The organism is Nocardia sp. NRRL S-836 (assembly GCF_001279525.1).
GTDB lineage: Bacteria > Actinomycetota > Actinomycetes > Mycobacteriales > Pseudonocardiaceae > Lentzea.
In genome coordinates this window covers 31573-57129 of sequence record NZ_LGDY01000058.1, presented here as the reverse complement: position 1 = coordinate 57129, position 25557 = coordinate 31573, and the positions used below count along the sequence as shown (strand labels likewise).

At 71.6% G+C, this 25557-nt stretch carries 13 protein-coding genes; 11 read left to right on the top strand and 2 right to left on the bottom strand.

All coding sequences use genetic code 11. The features are described from left to right. Positions 1 to 12 precede the first annotated feature (12 nt). Positions 13 to 753 carry a DeoR/GlpR family DNA-binding transcription regulator gene (locus ADL03_RS07140; protein WP_053732556.1) on the bottom strand — a complete coding sequence of 247 codons (741 nt, stop codon included), beginning with the start codon at positions 751 to 753 and terminating at the stop codon, positions 13 to 15. 49 nt (positions 754 to 802) lie between these two features. Between ADL03_RS07140 and ADL03_RS07135 the strand changes: the two genes are divergently transcribed. The 8 genes from ADL03_RS07135 to ADL03_RS07100 all read left to right on the top strand — a co-directional run bounded on the left by ADL03_RS07135 (position 803) and on the right by ADL03_RS07100 (position 8934). Then, on the top strand, positions 803 to 1165 hold the full coding sequence (locus ADL03_RS07135; protein WP_231641596.1) for a hypothetical protein: 363 nt from the start codon (positions 803 to 805) through the stop codon (positions 1163 to 1165). Between the two features lie 407 nt (positions 1166 to 1572). Then, positions 1573 to 2787, top strand: a complete 1215-nt coding sequence (locus ADL03_RS07130) for a sedoheptulose 7-phosphate cyclase (protein WP_063798501.1) — start codon at positions 1573 to 1575, stop codon at positions 2785 to 2787. After that, on the top strand, positions 2784 to 4037 hold the full coding sequence (locus ADL03_RS07125) for an ROK family protein (RefSeq protein ID WP_053732554.1): 1254 nt from the start codon (positions 2784 to 2786) through the stop codon (positions 4035 to 4037). The genes ADL03_RS07130 and ADL03_RS07125 overlap by 4 nt, the downstream gene beginning before the upstream one ends. Then, on the top strand, positions 4034 to 5143 hold the full coding sequence (locus ADL03_RS07120; protein ID WP_063798500.1) for an alcohol dehydrogenase catalytic domain-containing protein: 1110 nt from the start codon (positions 4034 to 4036) through the stop codon (positions 5141 to 5143). Before ADL03_RS07125 ends, ADL03_RS07120 begins: the two co-directional genes overlap by 4 nt. Next, a complete protein-coding gene (locus ADL03_RS07115) occupies positions 5143 to 5859 on the top strand; it encodes an SDR family oxidoreductase (RefSeq protein ID WP_053732552.1) in 717 nt (238 codons plus the stop codon). Before ADL03_RS07120 ends, ADL03_RS07115 begins: the two co-directional genes overlap by 1 nt. Next, entirely contained in the window at positions 5856 to 6614 is a 759-nt protein-coding gene (locus tag ADL03_RS07110) for a sugar phosphate isomerase/epimerase (protein ID WP_053732551.1), read from the top strand. The genes ADL03_RS07115 and ADL03_RS07110 overlap by 4 nt, the downstream gene beginning before the upstream one ends. Before the next feature lie 10 nt (positions 6615 to 6624). Further along, on the top strand, positions 6625 to 7821 hold the full coding sequence (locus tag ADL03_RS07105) for an MFS transporter (protein WP_063798499.1): 1197 nt from the start codon (positions 6625 to 6627) through the stop codon (positions 7819 to 7821). Positions 7822 to 7914: 93 nt separating this feature from the next. Beyond that, a complete protein-coding gene (locus ADL03_RS07100) occupies positions 7915 to 8934 on the top strand; it encodes an alcohol dehydrogenase catalytic domain-containing protein (RefSeq protein WP_197288164.1) in 1020 nt (339 codons plus the stop codon). 15 nt (positions 8935 to 8949) lie between these two features. On the opposite strand, the gene ADL03_RS07095 is transcribed toward ADL03_RS07100, so the two are convergent. Beyond that, on the bottom strand, positions 8950 to 11628 hold the full coding sequence (locus tag ADL03_RS07095; protein ID WP_063798498.1) for a BTAD domain-containing putative transcriptional regulator: 2679 nt from the start codon (positions 11626 to 11628) through the stop codon (positions 8950 to 8952). A 211-nt stretch (positions 11629 to 11839) separates the two neighbouring features. Between ADL03_RS07095 and ADL03_RS07090 the strand changes: the two genes are divergently transcribed. Genes ADL03_RS07090 through ADL03_RS07080 form a run of 3 tightly spaced genes read left to right on the top strand, consistent with a single transcriptional unit; the run spans position 11840 to position 25456 of the window. Continuing rightward, positions 11840 to 20536 (top strand): LamG-like jellyroll fold domain-containing protein, encoded by an 8697-nt coding sequence (locus ADL03_RS07090; protein ID WP_157528277.1) that lies wholly within the window; start codon positions 11840 to 11842, stop codon positions 20534 to 20536. Next, positions 20514 to 21056, top strand: a complete 543-nt coding sequence (locus ADL03_RS07085) for a hypothetical protein (RefSeq protein ID WP_053732547.1) — start codon at positions 20514 to 20516, stop codon at positions 21054 to 21056. Before ADL03_RS07090 ends, ADL03_RS07085 begins: the two co-directional genes overlap by 23 nt. After that, complete coding sequence (locus tag ADL03_RS07080) at positions 21053 to 25456, top strand: ricin-type beta-trefoil lectin domain protein (protein WP_053732546.1); 4404 nt, start codon at positions 21053 to 21055, stop codon at positions 25454 to 25456. Before ADL03_RS07085 ends, ADL03_RS07080 begins: the two co-directional genes overlap by 4 nt. Positions 25457 to 25557: the final 101 nt, after the last annotated feature.

Genomic DNA, 25557 nt, shown 5'->3' with positions numbered 1-25557 from the left:
CGGCCGGTCGGTTCACGCGCGGATGATCGGCACCTCCAGAGCGGCTACGACCTCGTTGTCCGCGTCCGTGACGACCCCGGCGACCTCCGCGAACGGCAGCACGGAGAACCGGGACGCCGCACCGATCTTCTCCGAGCTGGCCAGCACGTAGGTGTCCGCGGCCTGGTGCGCCAGCGCGCGTTTCATCGCCGCCTCGTCCGCGTCACCGGTGGTCAGGCCCGCCTCCGGGTGCACGCCGGTGACGCCCAGCAGGAACAAGTCGGCGTGCACGCCCCGTGCGGCCTCCACGGCGGCGGCACCACACGCGACCATCGAGTGCTTGAAGAGCCGTCCACCGATCACATAGACGTCCACGTCCGGGTGGTTCTCCAACGCGCTCGCGACCGTCGGGCTGTGCGTGACGACCGTGGCGGCGAGATCTGACGGCAACGCGCGCACGACGGCCAACGCGGTCGTGCCGCCGTCGATGATCACGGTGCTGCCCGGTTCGACCAGGGCGGCCGCGGCGGCGGCGACGCGCTGCTTGCCGGAGACCGAGACCTGCCGGCGGGTCGTGTAGTCGGCGATCGCGGGGGACACCGGCAGCGCGCCGCCGTAGACGCGCTGGCACAGGCCGGCGGCGGCGAGATCACGCAGGTCGCGGCGGATCGTGTCCTCGGAGATGCCGACCTCGGTGGCGAGGTCCTTGGCGACGATCCGGCCGTCGGTGCGCAGGCGTTCGAGCAGCAGGTCACGACGTTGGGCAGCCAGCATGCACGTTTCTCCTTGTTTCTGCCGAGTGTTGCACATTATGGTCGGGGGCATGCTGATTCTGATCGCCGGGCCCTACCGGTCCGGCACCGGGGACGACCCGGAACTGATGGCGCGCAACCTCGAACGGCTGGAGGAGGCCGCGTGGCCGATCTTCCGCAGCGGTCACGTGCCGATGATCGGCGAGTGGGTGGCGCTGCCGGTGCTGCGCGGCGCCGGTGGTGGCTCGCCCGCTGACCCGATCGCCGAGGAGATCATGTACCCGACCGCCGAGCGGTTGCTCGACAAATGCGACGCCGTGCTGCGATTGCCCGGTGCGTCGACCGGAGCCGATCAGGACGTGCGGATCGCTCAGGAACGCGGACTGCCCGTCTATCACCGGATCGAGGACATTCCCGGATATCGCGCCGCCTGATGGAACGATTTTGTAAACAGAACGAAACACTGTTGCGCTGAGTAGTGGTTGACCGGGGGCGTAGGCGGCGTGTGCAACGTCCTACGTCCGCCGCCGCCCCCGGCTAGCATCGCTGACTCCCGCTGGCAATACGAATCCCCGCAGGTGAGTCGCGTTCAAGCGGGTTAAGAAGGTCACGGTCGGTTGACATGTCAACCGATTGACACCCTGTACACCCCGTGGTGTCATGAGTTCGGGCAGTAACTTTCGGTCACCACCATGCTGCCCAATCGCGTTGCAGTGTCGCAACTGGGGAAAGCCGGCAATTTCGGGGGATCTCTGGCGTGCGCTCTTTTCCGGAGCACCGCAAGGCTCCCCGACCGGGGCATGCGCAACTCACGAATTCTCAGCTAGGGGGAAACACCACCATGACCAGCTCCGTTCCCAACGCCACACCACGAATGGGCGCTGTGTTCGAGCTCCCCAAGCCGCCCGGTCTGCACTGGCGGGTGCAGGCGCGTCAGCTGATCGACTACGAGGTCAGCATCACCAGGAACCTGCTCAACCCCGACAACTCGGCGCTCGCCAAGGCCTGCGGTGCGAACGGCAGAAGGCCGACGCGCTGCCTGGTCGTGATCGACGCGGTCGTCGAGGAGCTGTACGGCCCGCGGCTCCAGGCGTACTTCGACGCCTGGCGCATCGAGCCGTTCGTGGAGCCGGTGTCCGGTGACGAGGCCGCCAAAACTCTCGACGCCGCGGTGAAGATGACCGAGGCGATGACCAGGATGGGCATCCTGCGCCGCACCGAGAAGGTCGTCGCGATCGGCGGCGGTGTCGTGCTCGACGTCGCGGGCCTCGCGGCGAGCCTCTACCGGCGCGGTGTGCCGTTCGTGCGGGTGCCCACCACGCTGGTCGGCCAGATCGACGCGGGCATCGGCGTGAAGACCGGCATCAACCACGGCCACCACAAGAACCGCCTCGGCACGTACGCCGCGCCCGAGACGTCGTTGATCGACCCCGAGTTCCTGCGCACGCTGCCGCACCGGCACGTCGTCAACGGCCTCGCCGAGATCATCAAGATGGCGCTGATCAAGGACGTCGCGCTGTTCGAGCTGCTGGAGGCGACGGTCACCGAGATCAACGCCGACGCGTTCGCCGGACACGGCTCCGCGACCGGCGAGGTGCTGTCGCGGTCGATCGCGGGCATGCTCGACGAGCTAGAACCCAACCTGTGGGAGCACGAGCTGGAGCGTTCGGTCGACTACGGCCACACGTTCAGCCCGTCGCTGGAGCTGCGCGCCGACCCGCCGCTGCTGCACGGCGAGGCGGTCGCCGTCGACATGGCCATCTGCGTCGCCCTGGCGCACAACCGCGGCCTGATCTCCACTGTGGACGCCGACCGCGCGATCCGGCTGATGTCGCTGGCCGGACTGCCGATCACGAACCCGGTGTTCACCGCGGACCTGCTCGCCGAGGCGCTGGGCGACGCCCTGAAGCACCGCGACGGGCTCCAGCGCGTACCGCTCACCAAGGGCATCGGCGCGGCGGTGTTCGTGAACGACCTCAAGTACGAGGAGCTCGTCGCGGCACTGGAGTTCGTGTACGAGCGCGAGGCCGACTGCGCCCTCGCGGCGCTGGCGTGACGACCGTCGTGGACGTCGGCGGCACCCACCTGAGGTGGGCGAGCTGGAGCGCCGGGGGCGGGCTGCGCGATCGGCGCAGCCGGCCCGCTCCCAGCTTCCGCTCGCACCCGTCGCTGCCGGTGACCGAACTGCGGCGGCTCCTCGTGGAGACGATCTGCGCGGAGGTGCCGCACGGCGCGGTGGCCGGGGTGTCGTTCGGCGCGGCGATGAACCAGCACAACGCCACGGTGTACGCCTCGGCACCGCTGTGGGGCGCGCACGACGAACCGTTCGACCTGCTGGGCGCCCTGCGCTCGGTCCGGTCCGATGTGGACTGGCACGTGGTGAACGACGTGACGGCGGCGTTGCTGCACGTCGCCTCGACCCGGTTCGCCACCGACCGGAAGGTGCTGCTCGCGACGATCAGCACCGGCATCGCGTGCCGGACGCTCGACCGCGGGCGGATCCCGTTGGACGCCAGCGGGTTGCAGGGCGAGATCGGGCACCTGCCCGCCGTGGCGCACCTGGCCGGCGCGCCGGTGGTGCTGCACTGCGACTGCGGCGAACCGGGACACCTGGCGGCCTATTCCTCTGGACGTGGAATCGCTCGGATGGCGGACGTGCTTCGGCAGCGGCGCCCGCAGGAGTGGGCGGCATCGGCGCTCGCGGACACCGGCGCGGCGTTCGAGCGGGTGTTCACGGCCGCGGTCGAGGCGGGTGACGCGCTGGCGGCAGAGCTGCTGGCCGCGGTGACCGCGCCGGTCGCGGACGTGCTGCGGACCGCGCTGTGCCTCGACCCGGACCTCGACCGGATCGTGCTGACGGGCGGGGTCGCGACCTCGTTCGGCGGGCGCTACCGCGAGGCGCTGCTGGCGCACCTGGAACGGACCGGGCTGTACCTGACCAGCAGGTACACGCCGGAGTGGGTCGCCGACCGGATCGTGGTGGTGGGACCGGGGGAGGCCGACTGCCTGGTCGGGGCGGGGATCGCGGCCAGCGCGGCGGCCGGTGCGGGCGCGTCGGCGGGTGCGGTGCTCGGCACGAGGGCGGTGGCCGTGGGCACGGCGGGCGCGGGAGCTTCGGCTGGCGCGGCCACGGCGGCGGGTGCGGCCACGGTGCTGAGCACCGGGACGGCGAGCGTGAGCACGGGCGCGGGCGCTGCGGCTGGCGCGGCAGCGGGTGTGGGCACGGCCGCTGGCGTGGTCACCGCAGGTGCGGGGGCTGTGGAGGCCGCGGTCGGCGCGGGTGCGGCGGGCGGTGGTGCCGGATGAGCGCCACCCACCGGGCCGTTGTGCGCGGCCCCGGCACGGTCTCGGTCCTCGACCGGCCCACCCCGACCCCCGGTGAGCACGAGATCCTGGTGGCGCCGACGTTCGCGGGCCTGTGCGGCACCGACATCCAGATGCTGCGCGGCCTGCGGTCCGACCCGAGTCCCGTCATCGGTCACGAGGGCGTTGCCCGCGTGGTCGCGGCGGGCGGCGGCGTCGCGCCCGAGCTCGCGCCGGGCACGCTGGTGTGCGTCAACCCGACCCACCCCGGCGATCCGGACTTCCTGCTGGGGCACAACGTCGACGGCCTGCTGCAGGAACGCGTCCTCATCGCGGGTTCCGCTGTGCGTGACGGGCTGGTGCTGCCTCTGTCCACAGCGGACAGCACGGAGCTGGCGGCGTTGCTCGAACCGCTCGCGGTCGTGCACTACGCGTTGGGCATGCTGGCCGAGCACCGGCCGGACACGCTGGTGGTGTTCGGCGACGGGATTGTCGGCCACCTCGCGGTCCGCGCGGCGGGCGTCCCGCGGGTCGTGCACCTGCACCACACCGGCGCCGGGCTGGACTGGAGCCGCGAGCACCCCGTTGCGGGCGTCGTCCGTGCGCTGCACGACGTCGACGGCGTCGGGCTGCTGGCCGGTCTGCCCGCCGGTGAACGGGTCGCGGTGCTGCTCGCCACCCCGCGCGACGCGACGCTGTGCTGCCTCGACACGACCCTGCGCAGCCTGAAGGGCGACGTGACGATCGACCTGCTCGGCGGCCTGCCGCCGGGGGCGCGGACGCCGCTGCTGCCGGGTGCGGACCTGGCCGCGATCCGGGCGGCGAACTGCGCGGGCGTACCGGACCCGGCACTGCGGTTCACCGTGCGGACCGAGAAGGGCAGCGTCCGGCTGCTCGGTCATCGGGGTGTGGCGAACCGGCACCTGCGCACGGCCGCGCGGGAGCTCGCCGAGCACCCGGAGCGCTACCGGGACCTGGTGACGCACGTCGTCGACCTCGACGAGGCCGCGCACGTGATGCGGCACCTGGCCGGGTCGCGGGACCGGACCGTGCACGGCCGACGGCTGATCAAGCTCGCGGTGCGCATCGCGCCGGAAGGGAGTGCCTGATGCTCGCAGGACAGCGCGGACTGGTGGTGGGCGGCTCCACCGGGATCGGCGCCGCCATCGCGGAAGCCTGGGCGCGCAACGGGATGGACGTCCTCGTCCTGAGCCGCACCAAGCCCGTCAACGACCTCAGGTGGGCCGCGATCGACCTCGCCGACCCGGCACCGGCGACGGCACTGGACGACCTGGGCCCGCTCGACGCGGTGGCGTTCGCGGCCGTGTACTACGGCGACAAGCGCGCGACGTTCGCCGAGACGCCGCTGGCCCAGTGGCGCCACCAGGTCGAGGTCAACCTCACCGGGCTGTGGCGCACCCTCCAGGCCACCCTGCCCGCACTCCGCGCCGGCAACGGCCTGTTCGTCAACGTCTCCTCCGAGGTCGTGTTCAACGGCGGCCCCGGCCGCTCCGGTTACGCGGCAACGAAAGCGGCGGGCGCGTCACTGGTCGACTCGGTCCGGCAGGAGGAGGACGGCGTCCGGTTCGTGTCCGTGCTGCCCGCCGGGATGGTCGACTCGCCCGGCATCCGCAAGCGCCGGCCCAGCGACTTCGACTACTCCGGCTACATGCGGCCGGAGACGTTCGGCCCGCTCGCCGTCGAGCTCGCGGAGACGAAGGGCAAGGCGCACAACGGCGACAGCCTGATCGTCAACCCGGACGGCTCGTGGGAGTCGGTCCGGCGCGGCGTCCCGGTGTCGCAGAGCGACCGGAGCCGGTTGTGACCCGCATCGGCCTGGTCGACTGGCGGCTGCCGGTGACCGGTCCGGACGCCGTCTCGCTCGCGGCCCGGCTCGGCGTCGACGGCATCCAGCTCGACCTCGGCGGACCGTGCCGCGCACCCGCGCTCGACGCGCCGGAACGGCTGCGGTCCGTGCGCAAGGCCTTCAGCCGGACCGGGATCGCCCCGCTCGCCGTTTCGGTCAACACGCTCAACGACATCGGCATCACGGTCGCCGACGCCGCCGCCGAGGTGCGGCAGGTGATCACCAGGGCCCTGCACGCGGCCGTCGAGCTTGGTGCGGGACTGGTGTTCCTGCCGAGCTTCCGGCGCAGCGCGATCACCGGGCCGCGCCAGCTCGCCAGGACCGCCGAGGTCCTGCGCTGGGCGTGCGCGGAGGCCGAGCGCCGCGGGTTGCTGCTGGCCAGTGAAAACGTTCTCCAGCCCAGCGAGCTGCGCCTGCTCATCGAGCAGGTCGGCTCGTCCGCGTTCCGGATCGTGCTGGACACCGGCAACCCGGCGAAGGCCGGGCTCGACCCGGTCGAGGTCATCAGAGCGGCCGGCGACACCCTCGCCGACCAGGTGCACCTCAAGAACCCCGACGACCGCTTGCCGTTGAGCGTCAACGCCCCCGCGGTCCTCGGCGCCATCAGGGAGCTGGAGCACACCGACGTGTTCGTGCTGGAGAACGACCACCGGGACGGCGACCTGCGCCGTCTCGGCGCGGACCTCGAGTGGGTCCGCCTCGCGTTGAACTGAGGAGATACCCGTGCCAATAGTCCTGTTCGCTCTGATGCTCGGCGTGTTCTGCGTTGGCACCGCGGAAATCGTCATCTCCGGGCTGCTGCCGGTCGTCGCATCGGACCTGAGCGTCACGTTGCCCCAGGCCGGTCTGCTGGTCACCGGATATGCGCTCGGTGTCACCATCGTCGGCCCGTTCGTCACCCTGCTGACCACCCGCGTCCCCCGCAAGACGCTGGTGCTCGGCCTGATGGGGCTGTTCGTCCTCGGCAACGTCGTCGCCGCGCTGGCCGCCGACTACAACCTGCTGATGGCAGCGCGGGTGTTCACCTCGCTCAGCCACGGCACATTCGTCGCGGTCGCGTTCAACATGGCGGCGATGCTCTCCCCGGTGGACAAGCAGGGCTCCGCGATGGCGAAGATCGCGCTGGGCTTCAACCTGGCCAACGCCCTCGGTGCGCCACTGGGCACGTTCCTGGGCCAGCGCCTGGGGTGGCAGGCCACGTTCTGGGCCATCGTGATCGTCGCGGCGATCACCGTGGCGCTGATCGCGGTGTTCGTGCCGTCCGCCCTGCCGACGCCCGAACGGCCCGCGGAGGGCGCGCTGAAGGCCGAGGTCAAGGTCCTGACCCAGGGCAACCTGCAGCTCGCCGTGCTCATCACCGTGCTCGCCCAGGGCGCCGTCTTCACCGCCTCGACCTACGTCGTGCCGTTGCTGATGGACGTCAGCGAGTTCACCGCGGGCACCGTCGCGGCCCTGCTCGTGGTGTTCGGCATCGGTGCCGTGATCGGCAACTTCGCCGGCGGCAAGCTCGCCGACGGCCACGTCATGCGCGGTGTCACGACCGTGCTGACCGCGCTCGTCGTCGTGCTCGCGCTGTTCTGGCTGGTCAGCCCGGTGCCGGTGATGTCGGCCGTCGCGCTGTTCCTGTTCGGCGCGATCGGCTTCTCGATCATCCCGTCGCTGCAGGCGCGCATCCAGTCCGTCGCGGTCGCGGCGCCGACGCTGGCCCTGTCGGTCAACGTCTCGGCGTTCAACCTCGGCAACGGCCTCGGCGCGTGGCTGGGCGGCGTGGTGATCGACAAGGGCTTCGGCGTCCGCGCGGTGCCGCTGGCCGCGTCGCTGGTGGCGGCGGTGAGCCTCGCGCTCACGCTGCTGTCGTGGCGCAACGACCGCAAGAACGCGCCGACCGGGCGGGAAGAGCTCGCGACCGCGCACGACTGACCGGCCAGAGGCGGCGGCGTCCCCGGACGCCGCCGCCTCGCACACCCTTGGGGGACCGCAGTGCTTCCGGCTACCTACTCCACGATCGAACTGGTGAACGGAACGGTGAGCGTCCGCTCGGTTCCGTTCCCGCACGACGCGCTCGGCGCCGACACCGTCGTGATCAAGCCGCGCTACCTGGGGATCTGCCGCGCCGACACCAAGGAGGTCGTCGGCTCGCGCGACATCCCCACCGACCGCGGCCCGCTGTTCGGCCACGAGCTCGTCGGGTTCGTCGCCTTCGCCGGTGCCGACACCGGGTTCACCGAGGGGGAGCGGGTCACGTTCAACCCGAACGTGACGCCGAACCGCACCACCGGGTTCGCCGAGTACCTGTTCGTGCGCGGAACCGCTCCCACGCTCGACCGGACGGTCGTCCGCTCGCCCGACATCCTCGACGACATCTGGATGCCCGAACCGTTCGCGTGCATCGTGCACGCCGTGCGCAAGCTGCTCGAACTGGTCGAGTGGCCGTCGTTCGACGGGAGGCGCGTCGGCGTCATCGGCGCGGGCTGCTCCGGGCTGATGTTCGCCATGTACGCCAAGCACCTCGGTGCGTCCGTCGTGGTGTTCAACCGCGGCGAGATGCGTCGTGACTTCGCCGCAGACCGGAAACTGCTGGCCGCGGACGAGATCGCGCCACTCGACCAGGCGGCGGGTCACGCCGGCGAGTTCGACGTCGTGATCGTGGTGCCGACGATCGCCACGCCCGCACTGCTCGCGGTCGCGGGCGGCCTGGCCGCCGACGGCGGTGTGCTGCAGGTCTACGGCGGCACGCGCAAGGGCGACCGGTTCCCCGGCACCGACGCCGACGTCGACACGATCCGCCGCCGGGAGCTGCTCGAACCCGTTGCGCACCAGGGCAAGCTGCTGCACGTGTCCGGTGCGTACGGGTGCGGCAAGGAGGACTACGAGGAGGCGTTCCGGTTGCACGCCGAGCACCCGGACGACTTCCCGCTGGCCCGGCTGGTGTCCCGGCGGATCAGCCTCGCCGAGTTCCCGGAGCTGGTCACCGCCATCGCGGCCGAGACCGTCGACCACCCCGGGAAGGTGGTCATCGACCTCGCTCGGTGAGGTTCTCGAGCGCCCTCACAGCGAGGCGAGCCGCTGCTCCAGCGCATCGGCCTCCGCGAGCCCACGCCCGCGGAACACCTCCAGCGCCTGCTTCCACGCCTGCCGCGCCCCCGTCCGGTCGCCCACGGCGGCGAGCACGCCGCCGAGCCGTTCCAGCGTGACCGCCGCCTCGAAGTGGTGGCCGACCTCCCAGAACGTGTCCGCGGACTCCCGGTAGGCGACGGCGGCCTCGGCGGGCGCGCCGCGCTGCTCGTGGATGTAGCCGATGCTGTCGAGGGTCTCGCCGACGCCCGCCCAGCGGCCGGCAGCGCGGTGGATCGGCACGGCGGCCGCGCAGTGGGCGAGCGCCTCCTCGTACTCACCGAGGTTGGCGCAGATCCAGCCGAGATTGTTCAGCGCCAACGCCTCCACGCCCGGCTCGCCGGAGACCCGGTAGAGCTCCAGGCCGGCGCCCGCGTGCTGCTTGGCCCGCCGGTAGTCGCCCTGCTGGCCCCAGACGCGGGCGAGCACCAGCTGGGCGTGGCCCTCGGAGAGGGGGTCGCCGAGGGCGGCGCTGGTCGCCGCCGACTCCTCCAGGTGGGCGAGGGCCTCGGCGTTCAGGCCGGCGCGGGCGCACATGTGACCGAGCGTGTGCAGCAGGCGGGCCGTGATCGCCTGTTCACCGGCGTTCTTCGCGGCGGCGACGGCGAGGCGCAGCACCTGCAGCGGCTCGGCGCGGTGGCCCTGCTGCCAGTGGTAGGACGTGGTGGTGGAGGCCAGCGCCCACACCCGGCGGTGCCAGCCGTGGTCGGCGGCGATGCGCTGCACCGCGAGGATCATGGCGTGCTCGGCGTCGAACCACGCGAGCGCGGACTGCTTGTCCGCCAGCGGGACCGGCACCACACCCGGTGCCGGGTCGGGCAGGTCGTAGGGCGGCCGGTCGGGTTCCAGCAGCCGTTCGCCGATGTGCGCGGTGTGCAGGTAGAGGTCGACCAGCCGGGTCAGCGCGGCCTCCCCACCGGACACGGGCTGCTCGCTGGCGTAGAGGTGGATCAGGTCGTGCATGCGGTAGTGGCCGGGACCGGTGCGCACGACCAGGTGCGCGGCCTCCAGCTCGGCCACCGCGGCCGAGGAGTCCGCCGCGGCCAGCGCGTCCAGCGCGGCGACGCTCAGGTCCACGGCGGGCGCCAGCCCCATCAGTCCGAAGAGGACGGACGCGGGCGCGCTCAACGCCCGGTGCGACCAGGAGATCGTCGCCCGCAGGCTCAGGTCACCGGTGTCCAGCGCGTCCAGCCGGGCCGACCGCAGCTCCGCGGCGATCTCGGCCAGGCCGAGGTCTCTGCGCACGGCGGCACGCGCGGCCACGATGCCCAGCGCCAGCGGCAGACCACCGCAGTGCCGCACGATGTCGGCCATCGCCTCCGGCTCCCGCGCGCCCAGCCGGGCCGTGAGCAGCTCGGACGCCTCGTCGTCGGTCAGCACGTCCAACGGCATTGGCACCGCGCCGTGCGTGGCCACCAGCCCGGTCAACGGCTGCCGGCTCGTGACCAGCGTGCGGCACGACGCCGTGCCCGGCAGCAGCGGCTCGACCTGGGCGGTGTCGGCCGCGTTGTCCAGCACCACCAGCATCCTGCGGTCCGCGACCGCGCTGCGGTACATCGCGGCGAGCGTGTCCACGTCGTCGGGCAGGCTGTCCGGCGCGGTGCCCAGCGACGTGAGGAACCCGCGCAGCACCACGGCGGGCGCGGTCGGCGACGTCGTGGGGTCGAAGCCGCGCAGGTTCACGTAGAGCTGACCGTCGGGGAACTCCCCGGCGTGCCCGTGCGCCCAGTGCAGCGCCAGCCACGTCTTGCCGATCCCGCCCGCACCCCGGATCGCCGTGATCAGCACGGTGTGCCCGGCCGACAACGCGTGCAGCTCGTCCACCCGGCCCTGGAAGTGCGCCGGTGCCAGCGGGAGCTGCCGCGGCACGTCCCGCGACGGCGCCTCCGCCGGTGACAGCAGCCGCCGGTGCAGCTCACGCAGCTCCTGGCTCGGGTCCACGCCGAGCTCGTCGGCCAAATGCCTCCGCAGGGTCTCGTAGTGCGCGAGCGCCTGCGCCTGCCGCCCGCTGCTGGCGAGCGCCTCGATCAGCTGGTGCGCGACCCGTTCGTCCAGCGGCCTGGCGGCGGCGAGCGTGCTCAACGGTGCCACCAGCTCGGCGTGCCGCCCGAGCCGCAACCGGACGTCGTGGTCGTCCAGCCGCACCGCCAGCCGTTCCCCCTCCAGTGCCTCGCGCACCGCGGCCGCCCACGTCGAGTCCACGCCGGTCAGCGCCTCGCCGCTCCACAGCCCGAGCGCCTGCGCCAGCAGGTCGGCCCGCACCTGGTCCGGTCGCCCGGCCGAGTCCGCCACCAGTGCGCGGAACCGGTGCAGGTCGACGGCCGCCGGATCGGTCCGCAGCACGTACCCGCCCGAACGCCGTGCGAGCTCCACGTCCTGCGCCCCGGCCAGCACGACCCGCAGCCGTGACAGGTAGCTGTAGACGGCGTCGCGCGGCTGCCGCGGCAACCGCTCGCTCCACACCCGTTCGACCAGCGTGTCGGCCGACACCGTCCGGTTCGCGTCGACGAGCAGCGCCGCGAGGACGCACCGCACACGTGCGTGCTTGATCGGAACCGGCTCACCGGCCACCGTGACGCCGACTTCTCCCAGTAGTTGAAACCGTGCTCTCACCGATGCCCTCCCCCCAGTGGGTTCGTGTCTATCAGACCCGTGACAGGTCCGTGCAAGGTCGGCCGAGCAATGTTCGCCCCGGCTCGGGTGTCAGAGGGAGGCATCCGGTGGCACTGGGGGCTTTGTCATGCACAGACATGTCGTTGTCGCGCGCCGTTTTCTCGCAGTTCTAGTCGTGTTGCTGCTCATCGCAACCGGTTCGACCGGTTCGATGCCAGTGTCCATTTTGTCCGGTGCGCTGCCCGCGGGCGCGTCGACCGAGGCTCCGCAGCAGGTCAGCGGCACAGCGGACGGTGTGGCGCATGACGCCCCCAACGCCGCGGCCGCGCTGACCGGTCCCCGGCGTGACCAGCCACGACCGCCGGGTGCCGTGGCGGACCGGGCAGAACTGTCCAAAGGCGACGCTCATCCGGACGTGGCCGTGCCGCAGCAGGTCACACCACAGCTGACCCGTGGTCCGGACCTGCCGGGCATCGACCCCGCCGCGAAGGAACGCCCCGGTGACCGCACCGCCACCACCGAGACGTTCGACAACCCCGACGGCACGCGCACGCTGCGCCTGCACGGCACACCGGCCAACGTCCGGCAGCCCGACGGCACCTGGCAGCCCGTCGACCTCGCGCTGACCCAGCGCGGCGACCGCTGGGAACCCAAGGTCAGCGCGGTCGGCACCGCCTTCGCCCGCACCGGCAACGGTACCGCGGCGATCGCGTTCGACGACCGCCACCGCATGGAGTTCACCCTCGACAACGCCGCGGCCGCACCCGGCCAGGTCACCGGCGCGTCCATCACCTACCCGCAGGTCCGCCCCGGCGTCGGCCTGCGCCTGACCGCCCAGCGCACCGGCCTGAAGGAAGAACTGGTCCTCGACCGCGCGGACACCGCCACCACCTACACGTTCACGTTGCGCCTCACCAACCTCGAACCCCGCCTGACCGACAGCGGCGCCATCGAGCTGCGCGACGGCAACCAGGTCGTCGGCGTCGTCCCGGCCGGCTTCATGGACGACGCCGCGGGCGCGCGCTCGACCGGTGTCCGCTACCACCTGTCCACAGTGGACAAGGGCTGGCAGCTGAAGGTCGACCTGGACCAGGCCTGGCTGCACGACCCGGCCCGCGCCTACCCGGTCGTGGTCGACCCGTCGGCCGCGCAGTTCAACGCCAACGCGGACGACCTGTACGTCCAGAAGGGCCTGAACCCCGGCGCCGGGGCGGAGGAGCTGCGCACGGGCCGGCTTTCCGGCGGCGTCGCACGGTCCTACCTGCGCTTTTCCGACGCCCTGGGCACGCTGCGCAACCAGTTCGTCCTCGGTGCCTCGCTGAACGTGTTCGCCGTCGAGTCCACCACCTGTGCGCCGCGGTCGGTCTCGGTGTTCGAGGTGACGAGGCCGTGGGACGCGAACACGACCTGGCCGGGTGCCGACGTCGGTCAGGTGCTGTCCACCAGGTCCTTCGCCCACGGCGCCGCGTGCGGCGGGTCGGCCTGGGAGGCGTTCCCCCTCAACTACGAGCTGATGACCAGGTGGACCCACGGCACGGCGGTGCCGCACGGGTTCGGGCTGCGGGCGTCCGACGAGGCGGACCCCAACGGCATGCGCTTCGGCTCGGCGAACTCGCCGAAGAAGCCGTTCCTGGACGTGCGCTACTCACCGGAGGGCGTCGGCTTCGAGGTTCCCGCGATCACGCTGCCCACCGCCGCGACCGCGGGCAAGATCACCGCGAAGGTCACCAACCTGGGCGCCACGACGTGGACGCCCACCAACGGTTTCGAGTTCGGCTACATCATCCAGCAGAACGGCGCGAAGATCCGGACCGCGCGCGGCTGGAAGGCCACCGTCGCGCCGGGGCAGGCGAACACCTTCGAGGTGCCGATCGACCCGCTGACCCCCGGTGACTACCGGGTCTTCCTCACGATGTTCAATCCGCAGGGCAACGACTTCTTCGTCGCCTACGAGGTCCCGTACGGCGAGTTCGCGCTGAAGGTGAACAACGTCGCGCCCACGTCGAACCTGCAGCAGCCCGGCGCCGGTGCCGTCGTGGAGACGCTCACACCGACGCTGTACGCCGAGGGCACCGACCCGGACGGCTGGCCGGGCAAGGGACTCACCTACCGGTACCGCGTCTGCTCCGATCCCGATCTCACCCGCGACTGCCAGGAGTCGGGCTGGACCGCCCAGTCGTGGGCGCCGCCGAACCTGTTCTGGGGCCGCACGTACTTCTGGGGCGTCAAGGTCTTCGACACCGTCAACGAGACGCCGTTCTGGGTGAGCGTCAAGGACGGCGTGCGGCTGTCGTTCACCACCCGCGTGCACCAGCCGGAGATCACCTCGCACCTCGCGGGCAGCCCGGACGGCAACGAGGGACCGGGCCTGGACCCGCAGATCGGCAACTACTCGACCGTCGTCACCGACGCGTCCGTGGCCACGGTCGGCCCCGACCTGACGATCACCCGCACCTACAACAGCCTCGACCCGCGCCGCGACACCGCGTTCGGCGCCGGGTGGGCCTCACGGCTCGACATGCGGCTGCGCCACGACGACGACCGGTCCGGCAACGAGGTGCTGACGTTCCCGACCGGGCGGCAGGTGCGCTTCGGCCGCAACCCCGACGGCGGCTACGCCTCCCCGCTCGGCCAGAACGTGGACCTGGTGTACCGCACGGACACCGGCATCTACACGATGCGCGACGTCTCCGGCAGCCGCTGGACGTTCGACCAGCTCGGGCGGCTGATCACCATCACCGACCCGGCCGGGCTCACCGAGACGCTGACCTACGACACCTCCGACCGGGTCTCGGTGATCACTAACGACGTCAGCAAACGCGCCCTGCGCATGACGTGGCAGGGCACGCACGTCACGGCCGTCACCGCGGGCGGCGACCAGACCTGGACCTACACCTACGACGGCGACAGGCTGACCAAGGCGTGCGCGCCGGGAGCCGCGCCGAACTGCACCACCTACGGCTACCAGCAGGGTTCGCACTACCGCAGCACGGTGCTCGACAACAAGCCCCGCGCGTACTGGCGGCTGGGCGAGACCGGCGGTGACACCGTCGGCAACGCCGTGGCCCGCCGCGACGGCGCGGACGCGGGCAAGCAGCACGGTGTGCTGTTCGGCGGTACCGGAGCGCTCGGCGGCACGGGGGACAAGTCCGGCACGTTCGACGGCAACAGCAGCTACGTGACGCTGCCCGAGCAGCTCACCACCTCGACCATGTCGCTCGCGGTCGAGCTGTGGTTCAAGACCGGCAGCCAGGGCACCCTGCTCAGCTACTCCGACCAGGAGTTCCCCGCGAGTGGCAGGTCGACGCCCATCCTGTACGTCGGCACGGACGGCTTGCTGTACGGCGGTTTCTCGTTGCGCGACAACGGCGGGCCGCGTCAGATCGTGAGCACGCGGCAGGTCGACGACGACAGGTGGCACCACGTGGTGCTGTCCGCGGCGATCGACCGGCAGCTCATGTACGTCGACGGCGTCGCGGTGGGCCAGGAGCTGCTCGGGTTCGTCGACCACCGCGGGCAGGGCCGGTTGACGCTCGGCGCGGGCAACGCCAAGGGCTGGCCCGCCACCAACGGCGGCGACTTCTACTTCTCCGGTGCCATCGACGAGGTGGCGCTCTACCAGCACACCATCGGCTCGCTCGCGGCCGCCACGCACTTCCGGGCGGGCGCGCCGGCCGAGCAGCTGAGCAAGATCGAGCTGCCGCAGGACCAACGCCGGTTCGCGGCCCTGACCTACGACGACGTCTTCGACCGGGTGCGCACGCTCACCGACCACGGCGGCCGCCTGTGGACGCTCGACACCCCGGTGGTGCTCGACGCCGCCCGCACCGTCACGATGCGCGGCCCGTCCGGCTACGGCGACTGGACCTACACGTTCGACGTCGACAACGGCGGCCGGCTCACCTCGCGCACCCACGACGGGGAGGTCGCGCGCTACGAGTACAACACCGCCGGGTTCCCGTCCGCGTCCGTCGACGAGAACGGGTTCCGCACCGAGCAGACCACCGACGAACGCGGCAACGTGCTGAGCCGCAAGACCTGCCGCACCGCCGGTTCGTGCAACACGGAGTACTTCACCTACATCAAGTCCGACGTGGTGCTGGACCCGCGCCGCGACAAGCTGGAGTCCTCTTCGGACGCCCGCTCGTCCGGACCGGCCGACACCCGGTACCGGACCTCCTACACCTATGACACGGCCGGTCGGCCATTGCGGGTCACCCGCCCGGTCCCGGCCGGGTACACGACCGCGCCGACCGAGTCGACGACGTACACGACCGGTGCGGAGGACGCCGCGGGCGGCGGCAAGGCGCCTGCTGGCCTGCTCCTGACCAGCACGGGGCCGCGCGGCGAGCTGACCAGGCGCACCTACCGCGCCAACGGCGACCTCGACGAGCTGACCGGACCGACCGGGCTGCGCACGCGGTACGGCTACGACCTGTTCGGCCGCCAGACCACCGAGTCGCTGGTCAACAGCGGCGACGGTGCCCTGGGCACGACCACGTATGAGTACTCGCCGCGCTCCGAGGTCGTGAAGGTGACCGCACCGGGCGTGCGCAACGAGGTCACCGGCGTCACGCACACCGCGGTGACGACACATCGCTTCGACGGCAACGGAAACCTGCTCGAGACCACCCTGTCCGACAGCACCGGCGGTGATCCGGCGCGTTCGACGAAGTACGGCTACGACGCCGCGGACCGCCTGTCCCGCATCGAGTTCGCCGACGGCGGTGTCGAGGAGCGGTCGTACTCCGACAACGGCCTGACGCAGGTCGTGAAGGACGTGCGCGGAACGTCGTGGTCCGACCGCTACGACGAGCGCGGCCGGTTGCTGTCCCGCGCCGCCTCCGGTCCCGGTGTGAACCCGGAGGACCCGGCCGCCACCTCGATGACCCTGGAGGCGCGGGCCTACGACCCGGCCGGGCGGCTGGCCTCGGTCACGGACGCCATGGGCCGGTTGACCTCCTACAGCTACTACAACGACGACCTGCTCGCGAACGTGCGCCGCACCGTCCAGGGCCGCAGCGTCACCCTCGACGAACGGGTCTACGACCCGGCCGGGCAGCTGACCGAGCGGACCACCGCGGGCGGCCGCAGGACGACGTTCGCCCACGACGCGGCGGGCAACGTCGTGACGACCGCGTTCGACCCGGCCGGGCTGAACCGCGTCACCACCAACCAGTACGACCTCGCCGGCAACGTCACGCGCACCGAGCTGCGGGGCGCGGCAGACCCCTCGCGGGTCGAGACGACCGTCTTCGGTTACGACGCCGCGGGTCTGCAGGTGCGCGAGGACGCGTTCCTCGACAGTTCGTCCACCGTCTCGGCGTCGGTGGACCGCGACGAGCGCGGTCTCGTCCGCAGCTCGACGGACCGGCGCGGCATCACCACGTTCTACGACTACGACCTCGCCGGTCAGCTGGTGCGCACGACGCACCCCGCGGCCGACGCGTGGGTCGCGGGTGTCCGCACGACCGGCTTCAGCCGTGCGGAGGTGCTGGGCTACAACGCCTTCGGTGAGGTCACGCAGACGCGGGACGGCTCCGGGAACGTGACCACGACCGAGCGCGACCTGATGGGTCGTGCGGTGTCGGGTGCGCTGCCGGACTACACACCGGCGGGCGGGCAGCCGATCAAGGGTGCCGGCACGCGCACCGAGTACGACCACGCGGGCAACCCGGTCAAGACGACCGATGCGTTGCAGCGCACCACCTCGCGGACGTTCGACCCGTACGGCCGCGTGTCGACCGTGACGCTGCCGCAGATCGGATCCTCGCCGAGCGTGCTGTCGTCGCGGTACTCCAAGGACGGCGAGCTGCTGCTCAGCACGGACGCCGGCGGTGCGCAGACGTCGTTCACCTACGACGAGCTCGGCCGCCGGGTCACCGTGACGCAGGCGGACCGCACGCCGTCGGGAACGCTCTACTACACGACCCGCACGGGCTACGACGACGCCGGCAACGCGGTGTCCGTCGAGACGCCGCAGGGCAACGTCTCCACGGCGGCCCACAACGCGGCGGGCGAGCTGACGTCCAGCACCGACGCCACGTCCCGCGCGATCAGCTACGGCTACGACATCGCCGGCCGGCAGAACACCGTCACCGATGCGACCGGGCTCACGACCACGACGTCGTTCGACCTGCTGGGCCGGGCGGTGCGGACCGCGCAGTCCGTTGCGGGTCAGGAGAAGCGCGCCTCGGTCACCGACTACGACCCCAACGGCAACGTGACCGCGACCCGCAGTGCCGAGGACCGGCTCGTGACCTTCGGCTACGACGCGCTCGACCGTGTCGTCCAGCAGACCGAACGGGTCTCCGCGACCAAGCAGGTCGTCACGACCACCGGGTACGACAAGTTGGGCAACCGCAGCCGGTTCGTCGACGGCCGGGGCAACGCGACCACCTACACCTTCACGCCGTGGGGCCTGCCCGAGTCGGTCGTCGAACCCGGTGGTGCCACCTGGACGTCGTCCTACGACGCCGGGGGACAGGCCGTCCGGCTGGCGAAGCCCGGTGGCGTCGAGGTGACCCGCACGTTCGACGCGCAGGGCAGGGTGACGCTGGAGCAGGGCTCCGGTGCCGAGTCCGAGACCGCCGACCGCACCTTCGGCTACGACGCCGCGGGCCGGCTCGCCTCGGCCGGTTCGGACCTCTACCGCTACGACGACCGCGGCAACCTGCTGACCGCGCGCGGCCCCGGCGGTGACACCACCTACACCTACAACGGCGACGGCACCGTCGCGAGCCGCACCGACGCCTCCGGCACGGCCGCGTTCGGTTACGACAAGGCCGGCCGGCTGACGTCGGCGGCCGATGCCCTGACCGGCCGCACCGCCGACTACGGCTACGACAAGGCAGGCCGCGCCGCCTCGGTCGCGGACCGCGCGCTCGGCGGCTACACCGTGCGGCGCATGGCCTACGACGAGCTCGGCCGGCTCGTCTCCGACCAGGTGCAGCAGACCATCGACGTCGGGGTGCCGCCACGGGTGCTGCTCGGCACCACGTACGGCTACGACCGCGACAACCAGGTGACGGCCAAGAACGCCAACACCTACGGCTACGACGGCGCCGGCCGCCTGACGTCGTGGACCGACCAGGCCGGCAAGGCCACCGCCTACGGCTGGGACGACTCCGGCAACCGGACCTCCGTCGGCGACCGGACGTTCGACTTCGACGCCCAGAACCGGCTGACCTCCGGCGACGGGGTCACCTACGACTACACGGCACGCGGCACGCTGTCCTCGCAGACCCGTGACGGCGCGGTGAACAGCTCGTCGTTCGACGCCTTCGACCGGCTGACCGCGATGGGCGCGGCCCGCTACACCTACGACTCGCTGGACCGGGTGGCCGCGCGCAACGGCACCGGGTTCCGCTACCTCGGACAGACCAACGAGGTGGTGTCCGACGGTGCGCGGACGATCAGCCGGCTGCCGGACGGGTCGGCGTTCTCCGACAAGGGCACCGGTACCGCGCGGATGCTCTACGCCGACAGCCACGGCGACGTGGTGGGCCGGTACCTGAGCAACACCGTGGACGGCCAGCGGTCCTTCGACCCGTTCGGTGCGGTGACCTCGTCGTCGGGTGACACGGCCTCCGTCGGCTTCCAGGGCGACTGGACCGACGGCGGCACCGGCGCGGTGAACATGTCGGCGCGCTGGTACCTGCCGGAGACCGGCCGGTTCGCCAGCCGGGACGACTGGACGCTCGACCCGACGCCGTCCTCGGCCGCCAACCGGTACGCCTACGGCAACAGCAGCCCGCTGTCCGGAGTGGACGACTCGGGCCACGACATGGCGCAGTGCCTGTACAACGTGGCCAAGGACGTGAAGACCCCTTGGGACGCGTTCTGGGAACCGGTCAAGCACACGCTCTTCGACGCCGACTGTGCCGGACGGCTGGTGAACGACGAATGCCCCCGGTACGGCTGCTACAACGCCAAGGCCGGTGGTGACGAGGACCCGATCCCGGTGGGCCGCAACTGCAGGTACTACATCGGCGGCTGCAACCGGGGTGGGCAGAAGGTCGTGCCGCCTCCGCCTCCCAACTGCCGGCAGAAGAAGACGTGCGTGGCCGGTCCCGGTGGGTACAGGGGACCCGGTGCGGGCAAGCCGAAGCCGATCTCCAGGCCCGCACCGCCGCCCCCGCCGCGCTGGTGGACCGACCTGCACAAGCCCGCGTTCCGGCCACCACCCGGCGGCACCGTCGTGCGGCCGCCGACCTCGTACGACCCGACCAGCCCGCTGACCGTCATCACCGACCTGGCGAACACCCTGATCGACATCGCGACCAAGGTGACGCCGACCGTGGTCGACATCGTCGGTGACCTGATCGGCCAGCCGTACGACGCGGTGGTCGGCGCCGACGAGAAGCGCAAGCCCGACGAGGAGGGCTGTCTCGAAGGCGATCCGGGAGTCGCGGTCAACGAGGTGTTCAACGACGACATGGAGGACATCAAGAACTGGACCGGACCCTACGCGGGCAAGAGCCGCGGCTGGCCTGCCCAGCGCGCGACCGTGGGCACGGTGTGCCTGACCGACCTCAAGCCCAAGGGGCCCCGCTACGAGCAGAAGCCGGTCGGCTACGTGCACGGGCAGCACAACAAGAGCCACCTGATCGGCTACCAGTTCTTCGGCAAGGGCGGACGCGAGAACATCGTGCCGCTGGACGCCGACGTGAACCAGACGGACATGCTCGGCGTGGAGAACGAGATCGCGGACGCGGTCAGGAGCGGCCAGCGGGTCTTCTACCGCGTCGAGGCGATCTACGCCCGGCCGGAGGACGCGGTGCCCTCCGCCATCGACATCTACGCGGTCGGGGACAAGGGCTTCACCTGTGGCCAGCGGATCTTCAACCCGCACCCGGCATCCGGCTACCCGGGAGGAAAGCTCAATGGCACACGACCCAGCTGTTGACGAACTGGCCGCACTGGTCGGCTGGCACGGCACGGTCGACGCGGACGAGGCGGTGCGGGACGTGGAACGCACGCTCGGCATCGGCCTGCCGCCGGACTTCCACGCGCTGGTGAACCGGTTCCCGACCGGGTACTTCAGCTCGTTCGTCACGGTGCCCTCGCCGGTGCGGCTGGCCAACGGGAACTCGCCGTTCCTGTGGGAGGCGCAGGACGCCCTGGCCGTCCTGCGCGAGGCGGCGGACACCGCGCATCCGGCGTACCCGGCGCCCGGCGGCCTGCTGCCGTGGGCCAGCAGCACCGAGGGGCACGTCTTCTTCTGGCGCACCGGGGACGGGGACCCGGCGCGCTGGCCGACGGTGTTCTGCGACGACGAGCTCACCGGCTGGGGCGAGTACCCCGGCACCGCGTCGGAGTTCCTGCGCGACGTGCTCACCGGCCGGTTCACCCACGAGTTCTTCGACCCCTACCTGCAGGGCGTCGAACCCGACTTCGAGCCCGAACAACAAGAAGGAAACGCATGAACCGCATGAGACGCGTGGTCGTGGGAGGTGTCGCGCTGCTGCTGGGGACGGCAGGCGTGGCAACGGTTCCGACGGCCGCGACAGCCGACGTCCCGCAGTCGATCAGCGCTCCACGACCCGGTGAGGCGGTCCCGAAGGACCGCGACGGCAAGGTCCTGCTCTACGTCGACGGCCGTGACCAGAAGGCCGTCCGCACGGCGGTCACCAAGCTCGGCGGCGAGGTCACGGCCACCCAGGGCTCACGCGCGCAGGTCGCCGTCCCGCAGGACAAGGTGGCGGCGCTGGGCAAGGAGCAGTCCATCGTGGAGGTGAAGCGGCCGGAGCGGGCGATCCCGATGGCCGTCACCTCCGAAGGGGTGCAGGCGTCGGGGGCCGACGGCTGGATCAACGCGGGCAAGAAGGGGCAGGGCGTCAAGGTCGGCGTCATCGACGTCGGCTTCGCCGGGCTCGACGAGGCGCAGCAGCAGGGTGAGCTGCCGGCGAACGTCGCCGTCGACAGCTCCGGCTGCCACGACGCCACCAGGTCGTCGAGCCACGGCACCGCCGTGGCCGAGGTGGTGCACGACATGGCACCCGACGCGCAGCTGTTCGGGGCGTGCGTCGACGGGCCGCTCGACTTCGAGAACGCCACGAACTGGTTGCGGCAGCAGGGTGTTCAGGTGATCACCGCCGCCATCGGGTTCCTCAGCTCCGGGCGCGGTGACGGCACCGGCGAGGCCGGCAGTCCCGCCGACGTGGTCCGCAAGGCCCGCGAGGCGGGTGTCACGTGGTCCGTGGCGGCCGGCAACCTGGCGCGCGACCACTTCGCAGGCAACGCGGTGGACGCCAACGGCAACGGGTTCGTCGAGTTCGACGGCACCGCGCAGAACAACGGGTTCAACGTCGCGGCCGGTGTCACGACCACCGTGGCGTTGCGGTGGGACGGCTGGCCCAGGACGAACGAGGACCTCGACCTCTACGTCATGTCGCAGCCCAAGGCGCCGACCGGTCCCACCGACTCCGCGATCGTGGCGGCGTCGACGACCAACCAGCGCGACGTCTCGGGTGGTGCGCGGCCGACCGAGGAGGTGACGTTCACCAACTCGACCGGGGCGGCGCAGTTCTACTACCTGTACGTGCGCAACCACAACGCGAAGTTCACGACCCGGTTCGACCTGTTCGTGTCGGGGCCGAGCGACCCGTTGCAGTACAACACCCCGGCCGGCAGCGTCACCGAGCCCGCCACCTCGCCGTACGTCATGGCGGTCGGCGCGACCCAGCCCGGCAGCGGCACCCTGGAGAACTACAGCGGCCAGGGCCCGACGATCGACGGCCGGCTCAAGCCCGACCTCACCGGGTTCGCCAGGGTCAGCACCGCCACCTACGGCGGCCAGAACCTCAGCGGCACCTCCGCGGCCGCGGCGCACGTCGCGGGTGCGGCGGCGTTGCTGAAGTCCGCCAACCCGCAGCTCGACGCCGCGCAGATCCAGACCGCGCTGCAGACGCGCACCAACCCGCGCAAGTCCGACAACCAGTGGGGCACCGGCGTTCTCGCAATGGGCACGCCGGACACCGTGCCGGTCGTGACCGGGTCCGGGTACACGCCGTTCCCGAAGATCTCGGTGATCCAGGGCAGGGCGTTCGCGGCCGGCGAGGTCTTCACCCTGGCGATCCCGGACATCCCCACCGACACCACCGCGGTGGCGCTCAACATCTCCCTGCGCACCAACCCGGCGTCGGGTGCGGTCGACGTGCCCAGCGGACTGGACGTGTTCCCGGAGAACGGGTCGACCAGCAAGGCCACGACGCTGCGCGTGCAGCCCGGTGACGGCTGGGTCAACGCCCTCGTGATCGCCAAGCTCGGCGCCGACCGCGCGGTGCGGCTGCGTGCCGGTGCGGGCCCGGTGTTCGACAACGTCGACCTGCTCGGCTACTTCAGCCCCAACAGCGCGTCGACCTACTTCCCGCAGCACAGCCCGGTCCGGGTGCTCGACACCCGCGGCCTGAACGGCAGCCCGCGCACCACCCCGCTCGGTCCCGGCGAGGTCGTGACCGTGAAAGCCCGTGGCGCCAACGGTGTCCCGGACAACGCCACGGCGGTCGCGGTCAACCTCACCGCCGTCGAGTCGACCCTGGGCACCGCGATGGGCCTGTTCGGCACGGAGAACGGCGGCACGGCGCTGAGCGCCAACCGCAACGAACGCCGCTCCAACGCCTCCATCGTCGCCATCGGCGAGGACGGCAACATCCGGCTGCGCAACAGCACCGGCCGCGCGCACGCCGTGCTCGACGTCGTCGGCTGGTTCGCCGCCGGTGCCGGTGGCAAGTACGTCCCGCTCGACGAGCCGGCCCGCATCGCCGACACCGCGACGGGCAGCCAGCGCACCGGCCCGCTCGGCGAGGGCGAGACCGCGCGGTTCCAGGTCACCGGCCTGGCCGGCGTCCCGGCCACCGCCACCGCCGCCGTGCTGATGCCGTCGGCCGCCGAGAACCTGCTCGGCACCGAGGTCTCGGTCGCACCGGCCGAGATCGGCTGGTCGCCGGTGACGAACCTGGCCGTGAAGCAGCGCGGCCGGTCGTCCTCGACCGTGCTGACGCCGCTGGGCGCCAGCGGCAAGGTGGCCGTGCGCAACGAACGCGGCAACGCCCAGTTCGCGCTGGACGCCCAGGGCTACTTCCTCGGCGGCACGCAGTTCACCGACGACGGCGCCTGCGCCCTGCCGGTCGGCGAGGCCGGGTACACCAGCATGTTCGACGGCCGGGCGGAGACGAACCTGTCGGCGTGGCGGGTCGCGGGCATGACCCCGTTGTCCGCCAACGGGTGTGAGCTGCAGACCACCGAGGGCAACGACGTGTCCTGGTACGCCGCGCACTCGTTCGGCAACGACTACACGGTGAAGTTCGACTTCCGCGGCAACCAGGCGCTGGCGCGGACCGGCCTGTTCGTGATGTTCCCCGACCCCGGCACCAACCCGGCCGTGCCGCGCGGCAACGGCGTGGAGGTCGAGATCGGCACCGACGGCAGCGTCGGCTCGATCACTCCGGGCAAGGCGCGCAGCGGGGAGGCGTTATCGCCGGGCAACTGGCACACCGCCGAGGTGGCGGTCGCCTGGAACACCGTGATCGTCAAGATCGATGGCGCGGAGGTCAACCGCCACACCGTCACCGACGCCGGCCGGGCGTACGTCAACAGCTTCATCGGCTTCAAGAACGACGGCGAGTACCGCACCACGTACCTGCGCAACCTCCGCGTCAAGAACAACACCGCGGTGCGCAACGGCGAGATCAGGGGCGTCAACGACCGCTGCCTCGACGTGCCCGGCTACGACCCCAACGTCGCCGAGTTGCAGATGTGGGACTGCAACAACTTCCCCAACCAGCGCTGGACCACCACCGTCGACGGCCTGGTGACCAACGTCGGCAAGTGCCTGGGCGCGCAGAACAACGGCACCGCCAACGGAACCGCCGTCGTGCTGCTGGCGTGCACGCCGGGCGAGTACTCCCAGCAGTGGGTGGTGCGCCCGGACGGCGCGCTGGTCAACGTCCGATCCGGACGGTGCCTGACCCCGGCGACCACCGACCGTTCCGCGGCGTTGCGGTTGCAGGACTGCGCGGCGCGGTCGGACCAGGTCTGGCGGCTGCCCGACCAGCACGGCCAGCAGGGCGCGCTCGTCAACGCCGCGTCCGGGCGGTGCCTGGACATCGCGAGCGGTGACCCGCGCACCAACAAGGCACAGTCGTGGGACTGCTACGGCAACGCCGCGCAGCAGTGGGCGATCACCGGTGACGGCCGGATCACCAGCAGCGGCAAGTGCCTCGACATCGTCAACGCCGGCACGGCCGCCGGCACCGCGGTGAACCCGTTCGACTGCAACGGCCAGCCCAACCAGCAGTGGCAGTCGCGGCCGGACGGCACCGTCGTCAACCCGGCGTCCGGTCGCTGCCTGACCGCGGCCGGCACCGCCAACGGGGCCGGACAGTCCATCCAGGACTGCACCGGGGCACCGGCGCAGGTCTGGCGGCTCAGCGCGCAGACGCAGTGGGTCGGCAACCTCGTCGGCATGGGCAAGTGCGCCGACATCAAGGGGGAGAACCCGGCCAACGGCACGGTGTGGCTGTGGCAGTGCTTCGGCCCGCAGGGCGAGACCTGGGCCGCGATCGGCGACGGCGCGATCCGGTCCATGGGCACGTGCCTCGACATCGGCGCGCTGCCCAACGGCACCCCGGCCGGGGTGGCCACCTGCCACAACGGTCTGAGCCAGCAGTGGACCCCCCGCCCGGACGCCACGTTCGTCAACGTCGAGGCCTCGCGCTGCCTGGACGTGTACGCGGGGCTCGTCGACAACGGCACGAAGATCCAGATCTACGACTGCGTCGGCACGCCGCAGCAGCGGTGGTCGGTGCCGCTCAGGGCGAGCTGAACGCTCTCGCCGATCGGAGAGGAGCCGGTCCGGCGGTAGGGGCTGCGGCCCCTGCCGCCACCTGCACCCAAGCGAAACATCAGGAGGAGACATGTCAAAGT